Raw genomic sequence first — 13,561 nt, 5'->3', positions numbered from 1 at the left:
TCGGCTCTAATCGGTCCATGACCACCTCGTTGGACCTCGAACACCTGCGCACGCTGATCGCGATCGCCGAGTGCGGCGGGTTCAGCAAGGCCGCCGCCGTGCGGCACATCAGCCAGCCCGCGCTGAGCCAGCACGTCCGGCTGCTCGAACGCGGCCTCAAGCGCAAGCTGTTCGAGCGGGACGGCCGGAACATGCGCTTCACCCACGAGGGCGAGCGGGTGCTGGCCGAGGCGCGCCGGATCATCGGCGTGCACGACGCGTCGCTGCACCGGCTGGAGGCGGAGCGGGACCGGACGATCGTGGTCGGCTCGACCGAGCACAGCGCCCAGCAGATCCTGCCGGAGATGATCCGCGCGTTGCAGGCGGCGTTCCCCGACTGCTCCACCCGCTTCGAGATCGGCCGGTCCACCCAGCTCGCCGAGGCCGTGACCAAGGGCGTGGTGGACTTCGCGTTCGTCCTCGACCCCAGCGGCCACGGCGCGGGCCACCTCGTCGGACGGCTGCCGCTGGTCTGGTACGCCGCACGGGGATGGCGGCCGCCCGAGCCCGCCCGGACGTGGCCGCTGGTCGCGTTCGAGGAGCCGTGCGGCCTGCGCGAGCGGGCGCTGTCGATTCTCACCGGCGAGGGCCACCACGTGGAGGTCACCGCGCAGTCCACGACGCTGGAGGGCGTGCTCGCCGGGGTCCGGGCGGGGCTGGGCGTGGCGCTGCTGCCGAGCGCGGGCGGCCGCCCGCCGGGGCTGGCCGTGTGCGGCGACCTGCCCGAGGCGGGCACGACCCACCTGCGGATGGTGGCCCGGCGAGGCCTGTCGGCCGACGTCGAGCGGACCGCGCTCACGGCGGGCGTGGACTTCTTCGAGCAGCGCCCGCACCTGCAGCTCGTCCCGGCCCAGGGCGCCTGACCCCGTCCACAACGCGGACCTATCGGAATCCATCACACACTTGTCTTGGACGCCCCTCGGACCGCCGACCTACGTTCGGTGCGTGACCAGCGCACCCGAGTTCGACCAGAAGATCCCCGAGACGGCCTCGCGGAAGGTGGAGTTCATCAGCCTGTCGCACCTGAACCCGTCGACCGAGCTGAACCCGATCCCGACCTGCGGCATCGACCTCGGGTACTTCCGCGAGTACGTCCGCTCCCTCGAGGACGGGGGCTACGACTACACGCTGCTGCCCTACGGCTCCGGTACCGCCGACTCGTTCGTCGTCGCCTCCGCCGTCGGCCAGCTCACCGAGCGGATCAAGCCGATCGTCGCCCTGCGCCCGAACACGACGTTCCCGTTGGTGGGCGCACAGAAGCTGGCCACCCTCGACCAGCTGACCGAGGGCCGGGCGGTCGTCCACCTGATCTCCGGCGGCAGCGACGCCGAGCAGGCCCGCCAGGGCGACTACCTCCCCAAGGACCGCCGCTACGCCCGCACGTCGGAGTACATCGACCTGCTGCGGCGCGCCTGGACCGAGCCCGCGCCGTTCAGCCACGAGGGCGAGTTCTACAGGTTCGACGACTTCGGCCCCGGCTTCGCGCCCCACGGCTCGCCCATCCCGATCTCCATCGGCGGCCAGTCCGACGAGGCGTTCCGGGTCGGCGGCGAGAAGGCCGACGTCTTCAGCTTCTGGGGCGAGCCGCTGGACGACCTGCGCGGCGAGATCGACCGCGTCCACGCGATCGCCCGTGCCGCGGGCCGCACGACGCTGCCCCGGATCTGGGTGACGTTCCGGCCGATCATCGCGGCGACCGACGAGCTGGCGTGGCGCAAGGCGCACGAGTACGTCGAGAAGATCGCCGACACGTTCGGCAAGGCCGCCTACGGCAAGCAGCGCCTCCAGCAGCCGGGAACGCCGCAGAACGTCGGCTCGCAGCGTGCGTTGTCGTTCGCCGAGAAGTCCGATCTCTACGACCGGGCGCTGTGGACGAGGACCGCCGCCGTCACCAACGCCGGCGGCGCGTCGACGGCGCTGGTGGGCTCGCCGGAGACCGTGGCGGCCGCGATCCTCGACTACGTCGACCACGGCGCGGACCTGGTGAGCATCCGGGGCTACGACACGCTCGCGGACGCCGTCGACTACGGCAGGCACGTGCTTCCGCTGGTGCGCCAGGAGATCGCGCACCGCGAGGCGACCGGCAGGCGCGGCACGCTCCAGGCCGAGCACCTCGGCAACTACGCCGAGGACTACCGGCGGCACGCGACGGCGGGCCGGTCGTGACGAGCACCGCGGTGCACGCCCTCCCGGTGCCGGACCTCTCGGACGACGCCCTCGCGGCGGTCACGGCCGAGGTGGCCGCGACCGCCGCGGAGTACGACCTGAGCGGCGCGGTTCCCCTGCGCGGGCTGGCGGCGGTGCACCGGGCGGGCCTGTTCACGGCCACGGTCGGGCAGCGCTACGGCGGTCCGGGCGCGGGTCCCCGCGAGACGACCCGCATCCTGACCGCGCTGGGCGAGGGCGACCCGTCCGTCGCGCTGATCGTGGCGAACACCCTGATGGCGCACGCCTCCCAGGCCGCGAACGCGCACTGGCCGACCGCGTACTACGACGACGTGCTGGCCCGCTCGGTGCGCGGCCCGGCGCCGGTCAACGCGATCAGGGCGGAACCGGAACTCGGCGCGCCGGCCCGTGGAGGCCTGCCGAGGACGACGGTCCGGCGCACCCCGTCGGGCTGGATCCTCAACGGCCACAAGGCCTACGCCACCGGTGGCACGGCCCTGGCCTACCACGTCGTGTGGGCCGTGGCCGACGAACCGGACGGCGACCCGGACGCCCCGCGCGTCGGGCACGTCGTCGTCCCCGGCGACCTGCCCGGCATCACCTGGGTCGACACCTGGGACCACCTCGGGCTGCGCGCCTCCAACACCCACGACGTCGTGTACGAGGACGTCGTGCTGCCCGCGGACGCGTTCGTGGAGATCCCGCGCGGAGCCGACGGCGTCTACCGCGACCCGGCGGCCGCGGCCGGACCGGGCAGCTTCGGCCATCCGGCGCTCTACCTCGGCGTGGCCAAGGCGGCGCGCCGCGCGTTCGCGGATTTCGCCCGGTCGCGGGTGCCCGCCGCGCTCGGCAGGCCGATCGCGACGACCGAGCGGATCCAGGCGGTCGCGGGGGAGGTCGACCTCCAGATCGCCCAGGCCGAGACCCTGCTGCACGGCGCCCTGCTGCGCCTGGAGACGGGCGACCCGGCGGTCGCGCCCCAGCTCTCCGTGCTCAAGGTGGCGATCGCGCGCTCGGTCGTGTCGGCAGTGCAGACGGCGGTCGCGGCGCTGGGCAACCCGGCGCTGTCCCGGCGCAACTCCCTGGAAAGGCACCTGCGCGACGTGCTGTGCGTCCGCGTCCACCCGCCGCAGGAGGACACCGCACTGGTCGCCGCGGGCAGGCGAGTGCTCACCGGCTGAACGGCGGAGGCTCGTACGCCCGCACCGGCGGCACGGGACCGTCGTAGCGGGTCACGGCCACCAGCACGTGCGCTCCGCTGGTGGCCTGGGTCAGCGTCGACGTGCCGACGTCGCGGGTGAGCACGTTGACGTTGCCGTTCACGCAGTCCGCGACCTCCGGCGCGCTCGGGTCGTACCAGGCGCCGGTGTGCATCTGGGCGACGCCGGGCAGTAGCGCGTCGGTGACTACGACCCCGGCGAGCAGGCTCCCCTGTGGACTGCGGACCAGCGCGACATCGCCGTCGGCCAGCCCGCGGGCGGCCGCGTCGGCGGGGTTCAGGCGCACGGGCTCGCGGCCCGCGACCTTGGTCGACCGGCTGGCCGCGCCCATGTCCAGCTGGCTGTGCAGGCGGTGGGTCGGCTGGTTGCACAGCAGGTGCAGGTCGAACTCCGCTGCCGCCGGCGCGCCCCACCACTGCGTCGGCTCCCGCCACCGGGCGTGCCCGGCGACGTCGGCCAGGCCGAAACCGGCCAGCGTCGCGGAGAACAGCTCGATCCGACCGCTCGGCGTGTCCAACGGGTTCGCCACCGGATCCGCGCGGAACGCGGTGAACACCGCGTCGTCGTAGGACTTGCGCGGCAGCTCGACGCCGCCGTCGCGCCAGAACTCGGCGAACGGCGGCGCGGGCGGTGACGCCGGAGCGGCCCGCCACCGTTCGTAGATCCGCTCCAGCCACTGCCGCGAGTCCAGGCCCTCGGCGAAGTCCGCGCCCAGCCGCTCGGCCAGCCGGGTGTAGATCCACAGCTCCTCGCGCGCCTCACCGCGCGGCGGGACGACCCTGGGCACCGCGCGCAGCCTGCTGTCACCGGCCCCCGCCGCCACGTCGTCGCGCTCCAGCGTGCCCGCGACGGGCAGCACGACGTCGGCGTGCCGGGCGGTCGGCGTCCAGTGCGTCTCGTGCACCACGAACGTGTCCAGTGTGGACAGTGCGCGGCGCAGCCGTCGGAGGTCCTGGTGGTGGTGGAACGGGTTGCCGCCCGCCCAGTAGGCGAGCCGCGTCCGCGGGAACCGCACCGTCGTACCGTCGTAGGGGATCTCCTCGCCGGGGTGCAGGAGCAGGTCGCTGATCCGGGCGCACGGGATGAAGTCCGGCACGGGGTTGGTGCCCTGGGGGAACGTCGGCAGCGGCGCGCCCGCCACCCCGACGCCGTAGTCGCCCATCGACCCGAAGCCGTGCGCGAAACCGCCGCCGGGCAGGCCGATCTGGCCGAGGAACGCGGCCAGCGTGAGCCCGGCGAAGATCGCCTGCTCGCCGCCTTCCCCGCGCTGCAACGAGTACACGACGTTGACCATCGTGCGCCCGGCGGCCATCCGGTGCGCGAGCGCGCGGATCGCGGCCGCGGGCGTCCGGCTGATCCGCTCGGCCCACTCGGGTGTCTTCGGCACCCCGTCGGTCTCGCCGAGGACGTACCGCCGGACCTCGTCGGCCCCCACCGTGAACGCCGAGAGGAACTCCTCGTCGGCGAGGCGGTCGACGACGAGCACGTGGACCAGCGCCAGCATGACGGCGGTGTCGGTGCCCGGCATGACACCCACCCACTCGGCGCCGAGGTCGGCGAAGGCGTCGTCGCGCTGGGCGGTCAGCGCCACGACCTCCGTGCGGCGGCCCACCGCCCTGGCCAGGTCGGAGCCGACGTGGCGGGCGTGTCCACCCGGCACCACCCAGGTGTTGGAGCGGCGCACGCCGCCGAAGCTGACGAGGAGGTCGGTGTGCTCGGCGAGGTCGGCCCAGGAGGCCGGCTTGTACCGCAGGTCGAGCGTGCCGCGCGCGCCGATGAGGTGGGGGAGCAGCACCGTGCTGGCGCCGCGGCTGTAGTCGCCGACCGAGCGGGTGCAGCCGCCGATCGTGTTGAGGAACCGGTGCAGCTGGCTCTGCGCGTGGTGCAGCCTGCCCGCGCTGCCCCAGCCGTAGGAGCCGCCGAAGATCGCGCTGTTGCCGAACTCCGACCGGACCCGCCCCAGCTCGCGGGCGAGCAGGTCGAGCGCGGTGTCCCAGTCGACCTCGACGTACTCCTCCGCCGGGTCGCCGCGCCGGGCGTCCGGGCGGGGGCCGTCCTCGAGCCAGCGGCGGCGCACGCTCGGCCGCGCCACCCGCGAACGGTGGCGGTGGGCGTCCGCGACGTTGCCGATCGCGGGCGCGGCGTCGGGGTCGTCGGCGTGCGCGCGGGCCGCCACGACGTCGCGGCCGTCGGCGGACACCTCGACGAGGTAGGTGCCCCAGTGCGCGCTGGTCTCCCGGATCCGGCTCACCGCACCGATGCTAACCACGACCCCGACGGGCTGGTGGACGTCGTCGATCAGAGTCCTCGATGGGTTCCGATCCCCATTTCGTCTTGGACCCCGCGCACGGGCCGCTCCTAGGTTCGGGACGAGCCTTCGCCCCTCCACCGTCCCGAGGAGAAAGCCCCGTGAACACCTCCAGCGCGGCACGCCGCGTCAGACCGCCCGGCCGCGCGCTGCGGATGATCGTCGGCCTCGCCACCGCCGTCGCCCTGGCCGCCTGCGGTCCCGGTGTCGCGGCGAACCGGGGCGGTTCGGGCGAACCCCGGCAGGGCGGTGACGTCACCTTCCTCATCGACTCGCTCGGCGACACCTGGATCCCCAACAACAGCGCCATCTCCAGCTTCCAGGGGCACATCTGGGGCCACTTGACCGACAAGCTCGTCTACGTCGACGAGAAGGGCGTGGTGAGCCCCTGGATCGCGAAGAGCTGGGAGCAGAACCCCGACGCCACCGAGTTCACGCTCCACCTGCGCACCGGCGTCACGTTCTCCGACAAGACACCGCTGGACGCCACCGCCGTGCAGGCCAACCTGGACATCTGGGCCAGGGGCGACGCGACGAGGGGCATCAACCCGATCGGGCTGTTCCCCAAGACCTACGACCACGCCGAGGTCGTGGACGCGGCCACCGTCAAGGTGTTCTTCAAGGCACCGACGCTGGGCTTCATCCCGACCCTGGGCTACCACGGCTCGATCCTGGTGTCCCCGAAGACCATCGCGCTGCCCGCCGCCCAGCAGGCCGACCTCTCCAACGACCTCGGCAGCGGCCCGTTCGTCCTGTCGTCGTGGAAGGAGGGCGACAGCGTCGTGCTCAAGAAGCGCGCCGACTACGACTGGGCCCCCGAGGTGCTCGGCCACCAGGGGCCCGCCTACCTCGACTCGATCACCTACAAGCTGGTGGCCCAGCCGTCGGTGCGCACCTCGGCCGTCCAGTCCGGACAGGCCGACGTCGCCTACAACCCGTCCCCGCAGGAGCTGAAGTCGTTCGCGGACCAGGGTTTCACCACCGCGACCCCGCGCTACCTCGGCTTCGTCAACGGCTTCGCGGTCAACACCAAGGTCGCGCCGTTCGACGACGTGAGGGTCCGGCAGGCGCTCCAGCACGGGATCGACCGCAAGGAGATCATCTCCACGGTCTACACACCGGACTGGCAGCCCGCCCAGTCGTTGTTCCAGAGCAACGTCCCCGGCGCGACCGACCACAGCGCCGACTTCGCGTTCGACGCCGCCAAGGCGGGCGCCCTGCTCGACGAGGCGGGCTGGGCCAAGGGTGCCGACGGCGTCCGCGCCAAGGACGGCGAACCGCTCGCGCTGACCCTCTACGCCAACCCGTACCTGGCGACGTCGAAGTCGGTCGACGAGCTGGTCTCCCAGCAGCTCGGGAAGCTCGGCTTCAAGGTGGACGTCCAGGCGTTCGACGTCGTGACCTACGGCGAGCGCGTCAAGGTCAACAGCCCGTCGGTGGCCGCCTACGAGGTCACCAGGAGCTTCATCGACGCGGGCATCGTGGCCGGGATCCTCACCGACGCCAACAAGGGCGAGAACTGGTTCGGGCTCGGCCAGAGCGACCAGAAGCTCGTCCGGCTCGCCACCGGCGTGGCCGGTTCCGGCAGCGTCGAGGCCCGCGCCCCGCTGCTCGACGAGCTGCAGGGGTACGTGCTCCGGCAGGGCTACTTCGTGCCGCTCACGCAGATCGTCCAGCGGATCTACCTGCAGTCGCCGCGGCTGCACGGCGTGGTCTACAACGGCCTCGCCTACGCGAACTACTACACCGCCTGGCTCGGCTGAGGTGACGACGTGAACCGCGACTACGCGAAGTACGCGCTGCGCCGCGTCCTCCAGGCGATCGTCGTCGTCCTGCTGGCCTACGTGTTCACCTTCGTCGTGATCAGCGTGCTGCCCGGCGACCCCGTCACGAACACGCTGCGCAACCCGCAGAACGGGTTCACCGAGGAGGAGATCACCAGGATCGTCTCCTACTACGGCCTCGACCGCCCGGTGCACGAGCAGCTGTGGGACTCGTTGTCCCGCCTGGTGGTCGGCGACCTCGGTGTCTCGCTGCGGTCGGGACTGCCGGTGACCAGGCTGATCGGCGAGGTGGTCGGCTCGACGCTCGTCCTCGCCCTGTCGGCACTGGCGGTGGCGCTGGTGCTGGCGTTCGCCATCGGGTTCGGCACCCGGTACCTGCCCAAGCGCGGCGGACAGGGCCTGCTGCGGGCGTTCCCCGCGCTGTTCCTGTCCGTGCCGAACTTCGTGGTCGGCCTGGTGCTGATCAGCGTGTTCGCCTTCCAGCTCGGGCTGTTCCGGGTGATCGACTCCGAGGGCGGCGCGGCCACCTCCTTCGCCGCGATCGCCCTCGGCATCCCGGTCTCCGCCCAGGTCGCCGAGGTGCTCATCGCCAACCTCGACCACGAGGCGGGCCAGGAGTACGCGGCGGTCGCCCGCTCGCGCGGTCTCGGCCGGACCCGGCTGTTCCTGCGGCACCTGCTCAAGCCGTCCTCGCTGCCGGTCGTCACGGTCATCGCGCTGACCGTCGGCGAGCTGCTCGGCGGCGCCGTGATCACCGAGCAGATCTTCGGGCGCACCGGCGTCGGCAGCCTCGTCGAGCGGTCCGTGACGACCCAGGACCTCCCGGTGCTGCAAGCCGTCGTCACTTTGGCGGCGGTCACGTTCGTGGTGGTCAACCTCGTCGCCGACCTGCTGTACCCGCTGCTCGACCCGCGGGTGCGCCTGGCAGGCGGCCGGTCGAGGGGGAAGGCGGAGGTGGCCGCGCCATGACCGTCGCCGCAGTCCCGTCCGCGCTGCCCGCGGTGCGCCGCGGGCAGGCCGCCAAGGTCCCGCCCACCGTCGCCGTCTCCTTCGCCGTCCTGGCGGTCGTGCTGTCGTGGTCGGTCGTCCCCGGCCTGTTCACCGCGCAGGACCCGGTCAACGGCGTCCCGGCGGACAAGTTCCTCCGGCCGAGCACCGCCCACCTGTTCGGCACCGACCACCTCGGCCGCGACCTGTTCACCCGTGTCGTCCACGGCACCGCGTCCTCTGTGACCAGCGCGCTGATCGCGGTGGGCATCGGCGTCGTGGTCGGCGGTCTGATCGGGCTCGTCGCGGGGTTCGCGGGCGGCTGGGTGGACAGCGTGCTGGCCCGGCTGGTCGACGTGCTGCTGGCGATCCCGTCGTTCCTGCTCGCGGTCGTCGTGGTCAGCTCGCTCGGGTTCCAGACGGTCAACGCGGCCATCGCCACGGGTGTCTCGGCGGTGGGCGTGTTCGCCAGGGTGATGCGGTCGGAGGTGCTCAAGACCCGCCAGGCCGTCTTCGTCGAGGCCTCCTACCTCCAGGGCGGGTCGCGGTGGCACATCCTGGTCCGCCACGTGCTGCCCAACGCCTCCCGCTCGGTGCTGATGCTCGCCGTGCTCCAGTTCGGGCTGTCGATCCTGGTGATCGCCGGCCTCGCGTTCCTCGGGTACGGGGACCCGCCGCCCGCCTCCGACTGGGGGCTGCTCATCGCGACGGGCAAGGACTACCCGCTGGCCGCGTGGCTGGTCTACGCGCCCGCGTTCGTCACGATCGCCACCGTCCTCTCCGTGAACAGGATCAGCCGATGGCTCCGCAAGACCGACTGACCCTCGACCGGGTCGAGGCACCAGGGCAGGCGTCCGCGGGCGCGCTGCTGCGCGTCGAAGGACTGTCCGTGTCCTACGGCGACCACCAGGTCGTCTCCGACGTGGGCTTCGCCCTGCGGCGCGGCGAGAGCCTAGCGCTCATCGGCGAGTCCGGCTCGGGCAAGTCCACCATCGCCCGCGCGCTGCTCCGCCTGCTGCCCCAGGGGATCGGCCGCGCGAGCGGGTCGGTCGAGTTCGACGGCCACGACGTCCTGTCGCTGCCCGAGCGGCGGTTCCGGCCGTTGCGCGGCAAGAGGATCGGGTTCGTGCCGCAGGACCCCGGCACCTCCCTCAACCCGGTGCGCACGGTCGGCTCCCAGGCCCGCGAGGCCGCCGCCCTGCTCGGCGGACCCGGCGGGCACGAGGAGCTGGTGCTGGACACCTTCGCCCAGGTGGGGCTGGACAACCCCCGCCGCGTCTACGACTCCTACCCCCACCAGCTGTCCGGCGGCATGCTCCAGCGCGTCCTGATCGGGCTCACGGTGCTGCCGCGACCCGCGCTGATCGTCGCCGACGAGCCGACCTCGGCGCTCGACGTCACCATCCAGAAGCGCATCCTCGACCTGCTGTCGGACCTGCGGCGGGACCTGGACATCAGCCTGCTGCTGATCACCCACGACCTCGCGGTCGCCGCCGAGCGCGCGGACTCGCTGGTGGTGCTCAAGGACGGCGTCGTGCGGGAGGCGGGCCGCACGGCGGCGGTGTTCTCCGCACCCTCGTCGGACTACACGCGGCGGCTGCACGCCGACGTCCCCGCGCTCAACCCCGACCGCTACCGGCACCTGCGCGACCGCGAGCCCGCGGGTGGTCCCCCCAAGATCGAGGTCACCGGCGTGACCAAGTCGTTCACCGTCGACGGCCGCAGGCTGACCGCCGTGGACGACGTGTCGTTCAGCGTGCCCACGGGCACCACGCACGCGTTGGTCGGCGAGTCCGGCTCGGGGAAGACGACCACCATCCGCCTGCTGCTCGGGCTGGAGGAGCCCGACCGCGGCGCCATCTCCGTGGCGGGGGAGGAGGTCGCGGGCCGGTCGCACGCGTCGCTGCGCTCGATCCGGCGGCACCTGCAGCTGGTGTACCAGAACCCCTTCACGTCGCTGGATCCCCTGTGGACGGTCGAGCGGCTGGTGGGGGAGTCGCTGGACCGGTTCCGCGTCGGGACCCGCCGGGAGCGCGCCGACCGGGTCCGCGAGGCGCTGCACTCCGTCGGGCTGGGCGAGGACCTGTTGTCCCGCAAGCCCTCCGCCCTGTCGGGTGGTCAGCGGCAACGGGTCGCGCTCGCCAGGGCCCTGGTGCTGCGGCCGGACGTGATCGTGCTCGACGAGCCGACCTCGGCGCTCGACGTGAGCGTGCAGGCCGGGATCGTCGAGGTGCTGCTGTCGTTGCAGGCCGAGCTGGGGCTGACCTACGTGTTCGTGTCGCACGACCTGGCACTGGTTCGCCAGCTGGCGCACACCGTGTCGGTGATGCACCGGGGGCGGATCGTCGAGAGCGGGGAGGTCGGCGCCATCTTCGACCACCCGCGGGAGTCCTGCACCCGTGCCCTTGTGGACTCGATCCCCGTGGGTGCCGGTGCCGTCGCGGAAGGGGTGTCATGACCGCCACGCGGTCCGCTGCCGAGCCCGTCGGGTCGTCGTTCCGGCCCAAGGCCCGGCTCGGCTTCAACACCCGCGTTTCGTTCAGCGACGACCGCGGTCCGGCACAGGGGCTGCGGGACGGCGTCGAGCTGTTCACGGCGGCCGAGGCGCTGGGCTACCAGTCCGGCTGGGTCTACCAGCGGCACTTCGACCACTACCTGTCCTCGCCGCTGCCGTTCCTGGCCGCTGTCGGCCAGCACGCGCACCGCATCGCGCTGGGCACGGCCGTCCTCCCCATGCGCTACCAGGACCCGATCCTGCTCGCCGAGGCGGCGGGCACCACGGACCTGCTGGTGGGCGGGGACCGGCTGGAGCTGGCCGTCGCCACCGGTGCCGGCGCCGCGTTCGACGCGGTGTTCGGCGCCGTGGACACCGACACCAGGACGGAGGCGCGGCGCCGCCAGCTCCGGTTCCTCGCGGCGGTCGGCGGCGCGACGCTGCACACCGTCGACGGACCCGGTCAGGGCGCTCCGGTGGGGACCGAGCTGAAGGTCACCCCGCACAGCCCCGGACTGCTGTCGCGGATCAGGCAGGGGGCGGCGAGCATCGACTCGGCCGTGCGGGCCGCCGAGCTGGGGATCGGGCTGATCACCGGGACCGTGCTGCACGACCTGGCCGAGGGCGAGACGTTCGGGCAGCACCAGGCGCGGGTGGTCGAGGCCTACCGGAGCACGTGGCGGGAGAGGTACGCGACGGAGCCGCCGCCGGTGGCCGTCGCGGCCTCCATCCTGCCCGGCGGGACCGCCGAGCTGCGGGAGACCTACGCCGCCTACGACGCGCAGCGCCGCTCCGAGGGCATGCACGCCTCCCGGCCCAAGGGGGCGCTGGAGCCCGTGGTGACCGGCAACCTCCCCGCCGGGGTGCGGATCAGCCCGGTGTTCCACGGTGACCCGGACGCGGTCGCCGAGGCGGTGCTGGCCGATCCGGGGATCGCCGCGGCCGACGAGGTCGTGCTCTTCCTCCCGCCCGCGTTCGGGCTCGAGGAGAACGTGCGGCTGCTGACCGACCTGGCCGCCACGGCGTCCGCCTTCGGGTGGGTCCCGGCTACCTGAGCCGCGCCACGACGTGGCTCGCGGCGTCGCGCAGCGCCTCGGCGACGGCCCGCGGGCCCTCGGCGGAGGAGCTGCGGGCGATGCCGTGGGCCATCGTGGCGAACACGATGTCGTGCAGCGGTTTCTGCACCTGCCAGTAGAGCCTGCCCGCCTGGCCGTCCGGGGTGAACGTGATGGTCTGGCGGTAGCGGGTCCGCCCGCCGTGGACCTCGACGCCCATCCTCAGGACGGTGTCGCCGGGCATCCGCATGTCCGCCCGCAGGACGAGCGTGCGCGCGGTGTCGTCGCGGTGCAGCACGGTCCAGGAGTCGACGACGTCGCCGTCGGTGATCTCCGGGGCCCGGCCGCGGTAGAGGCCGACGCCGCCCGCGAGGTGGTCGAGCGCGCCGCGGAAGGTCCACACGAGCGGGATGGTGTGCCAGCCGTTGGGGCCGCCGAGGCCGGTGACGGTGCGCCACACCTCGTCCGGTCCGGCGGTGGAGGTCACCACGACCTCGTCGACGAACGGGGTGTCCGACGTCGTCGGGACCTCCGCGGGCGGGCAGGCGGCGCGGATGGCGTTGTCGACGGTGGTCGGACCGCCGGGCGGTGGCGGCAGCACGGTGGTGACGTCGCTGTCGGTGGGCTGGAGGTCGTGGTCCAGCGACTCGAACAGCGGGCCCGCGACGGAGGAGGGGATCGGCGTCACCAGGCCGGCCAGCCTGGCGGCCAGCCGGTGCGACCAGACGGGCGCCGGGACCGGGAGGCGGACGCGCAGGCCGGTCACCCGTGCGTACCGCTGGATGAGCTCCAGGTAGCTCAGCGCCTCGGGGCCGGACACGTCGAACGCGCCGCGGACCGGGTGCTCCAGGTCGGCCGCGGCGAGGAGGTAGTGCACGACGTCGGCGGCGGCGACCGGCCTGCTGGTGTTGCGCGTCCAGCGCGGGACGGGCACCCACGGGACGAGGCGGGCGGTGCGCAGCAGGTCGAAGCTCGCCGAGCCCCGGCCGATGATCATGGACGCCTGCAGCGCCAGCGCGGGCACCCGGCCGTGGGTGAGGATGTCGCCGACCTCGGCGCGGGACGCCAGGTGCTCCGACACGTCGTCGCAGGTCGGGCGGGGGCCGCCGACGTAGACGACCTGCCGGACGCCCGCGGCCGCGGCCTCGGTGGCGAGGACGGTGGCGGCGCGGCGGTCGACGTCGGCGAAGTCGTCGCGGTCCAGCGAGTGCACGAGGAAGTAGACGACCGCGACACCCGCCAGCGCGGCGCGGACGGCCTCCGGGTCGGTGGCGTCGCCGGTGTGGACGGCGACCGGCAGCGGGTCGGCCGACTCGGGGGAGCGGACCAGCGCGCCCACCTCGTGACCGGCCTCGACCAGTGCGGGGACCAGCAGGGAGCCGAGGTAGCCCGTCGCCCCCATGACCAGGCACCGGGTCATGGCGCGGTCCGGCGGGCAGCGGGGGCGGGGCTCGTCCTGGGGAGTCGCATCGGTCCCACGCTAGGGCCAAGTGGGCGTCTCCGCTGGA

The 13,561-nt window shown here is 73.3% G+C and carries 10 protein-coding genes; 8 read left to right on the top strand and 2 right to left on the bottom strand.

The genetic code is table 11. From position 1 onward, the window contains the following. Positions 1–17 precede the first annotated feature (17 nt). The 3 genes from CLV43_RS06985 to CLV43_RS06975 all read left to right on the top strand — a co-directional run bounded on the left by CLV43_RS06985 (position 18) and on the right by CLV43_RS06975 (position 3,386). The gene (locus CLV43_RS06985) at positions 18–902 is read left to right on the top strand and encodes a LysR family transcriptional regulator (RefSeq protein ID WP_106186229.1); all 885 of its coding nucleotides are present in this window, start codon (positions 18–20) and stop codon (positions 900–902) included. Between the two features lie 82 nt (positions 903–984). Further along, positions 985–2,205, top strand: coding sequence for an LLM class flavin-dependent oxidoreductase (locus CLV43_RS06980; protein ID WP_106186228.1), 1,221 nt, complete (start codon positions 985–987; stop codon positions 2,203–2,205). After that, a complete protein-coding gene (locus CLV43_RS06975) occupies positions 2,202–3,386 on the top strand; it encodes an acyl-CoA dehydrogenase family protein (protein WP_106186227.1) in 1,185 nt (394 codons plus the stop codon). The genes CLV43_RS06980 and CLV43_RS06975 overlap by 4 nt, the downstream gene beginning before the upstream one ends. Here CLV43_RS06975 and CLV43_RS06970 read toward each other — a convergent pair. Next, on the bottom strand, positions 3,376–5,676 hold the full coding sequence (locus CLV43_RS06970) for a molybdopterin-dependent oxidoreductase (protein ID WP_106186226.1): 2,301 nt from the start codon (positions 5,674–5,676) through the stop codon (positions 3,376–3,378). The two genes, CLV43_RS06975 and CLV43_RS06970, sit on opposite strands and share 11 nt — an antisense overlap. A 158-nt stretch (positions 5,677–5,834) precedes the next feature. Between CLV43_RS06970 and CLV43_RS06965 the strand changes: the two genes are divergently transcribed. The 5 genes from CLV43_RS06965 to CLV43_RS06945 are packed head-to-tail and all read left to right on the top strand — an operon-like array spanning position 5,835 to position 12,053. Further along, a complete protein-coding gene (locus CLV43_RS06965) occupies positions 5,835–7,496 on the top strand; it encodes an ABC transporter substrate-binding protein (protein WP_211304269.1) in 1,662 nt (553 codons plus the stop codon). 9 nt (positions 7,497–7,505) lie between these two features. Continuing rightward, positions 7,506–8,486 carry an ABC transporter permease gene (locus tag CLV43_RS06960; RefSeq protein WP_106186225.1) on the top strand — a complete coding sequence of 327 codons (981 nt, stop codon included), beginning with the start codon at positions 7,506–7,508 and terminating at the stop codon, positions 8,484–8,486. Further along, complete coding sequence (locus tag CLV43_RS06955; RefSeq protein ID WP_106186224.1) at positions 8,483–9,325, top strand: ABC transporter permease; 843 nt, start codon at positions 8,483–8,485, stop codon at positions 9,323–9,325. The genes CLV43_RS06960 and CLV43_RS06955 overlap by 4 nt, the downstream gene beginning before the upstream one ends. Continuing rightward, entirely contained in the window at positions 9,304–10,962 is a 1,659-nt protein-coding gene (locus CLV43_RS06950) for a dipeptide ABC transporter ATP-binding protein (RefSeq protein ID WP_106186223.1), read from the top strand. Before CLV43_RS06955 ends, CLV43_RS06950 begins: the two co-directional genes overlap by 22 nt. Next, positions 10,959–12,053, top strand: coding sequence for an LLM class flavin-dependent oxidoreductase (locus tag CLV43_RS06945; protein ID WP_106186222.1), 1,095 nt, complete (start codon positions 10,959–10,961; stop codon positions 12,051–12,053). The genes CLV43_RS06950 and CLV43_RS06945 overlap by 4 nt, the downstream gene beginning before the upstream one ends. Here CLV43_RS06945 and CLV43_RS06940 read toward each other — a convergent pair. Then, the gene (locus CLV43_RS06940) at positions 12,046–13,473 is read right to left on the bottom strand and encodes a DUF2867 domain-containing protein (protein WP_106186221.1); all 1,428 of its coding nucleotides are present in this window, start codon (positions 13,471–13,473) and stop codon (positions 12,046–12,048) included. The genes CLV43_RS06945 and CLV43_RS06940 overlap by 8 nt on opposite strands. Between the last annotated feature and the right edge of the window lie 88 nt (positions 13,474–13,561).

Origin of the sequence: Umezawaea tangerina, from assembly GCF_003002815.1 — a bacterium.
Classification (GTDB): Bacteria; Actinomycetota; Actinomycetes; order Mycobacteriales; family Pseudonocardiaceae; genus Umezawaea; species Umezawaea tangerina.
Note: the sequence above shows the minus strand (reverse complement) of the source record. Positions and strands in the feature narration are given on the sequence as shown.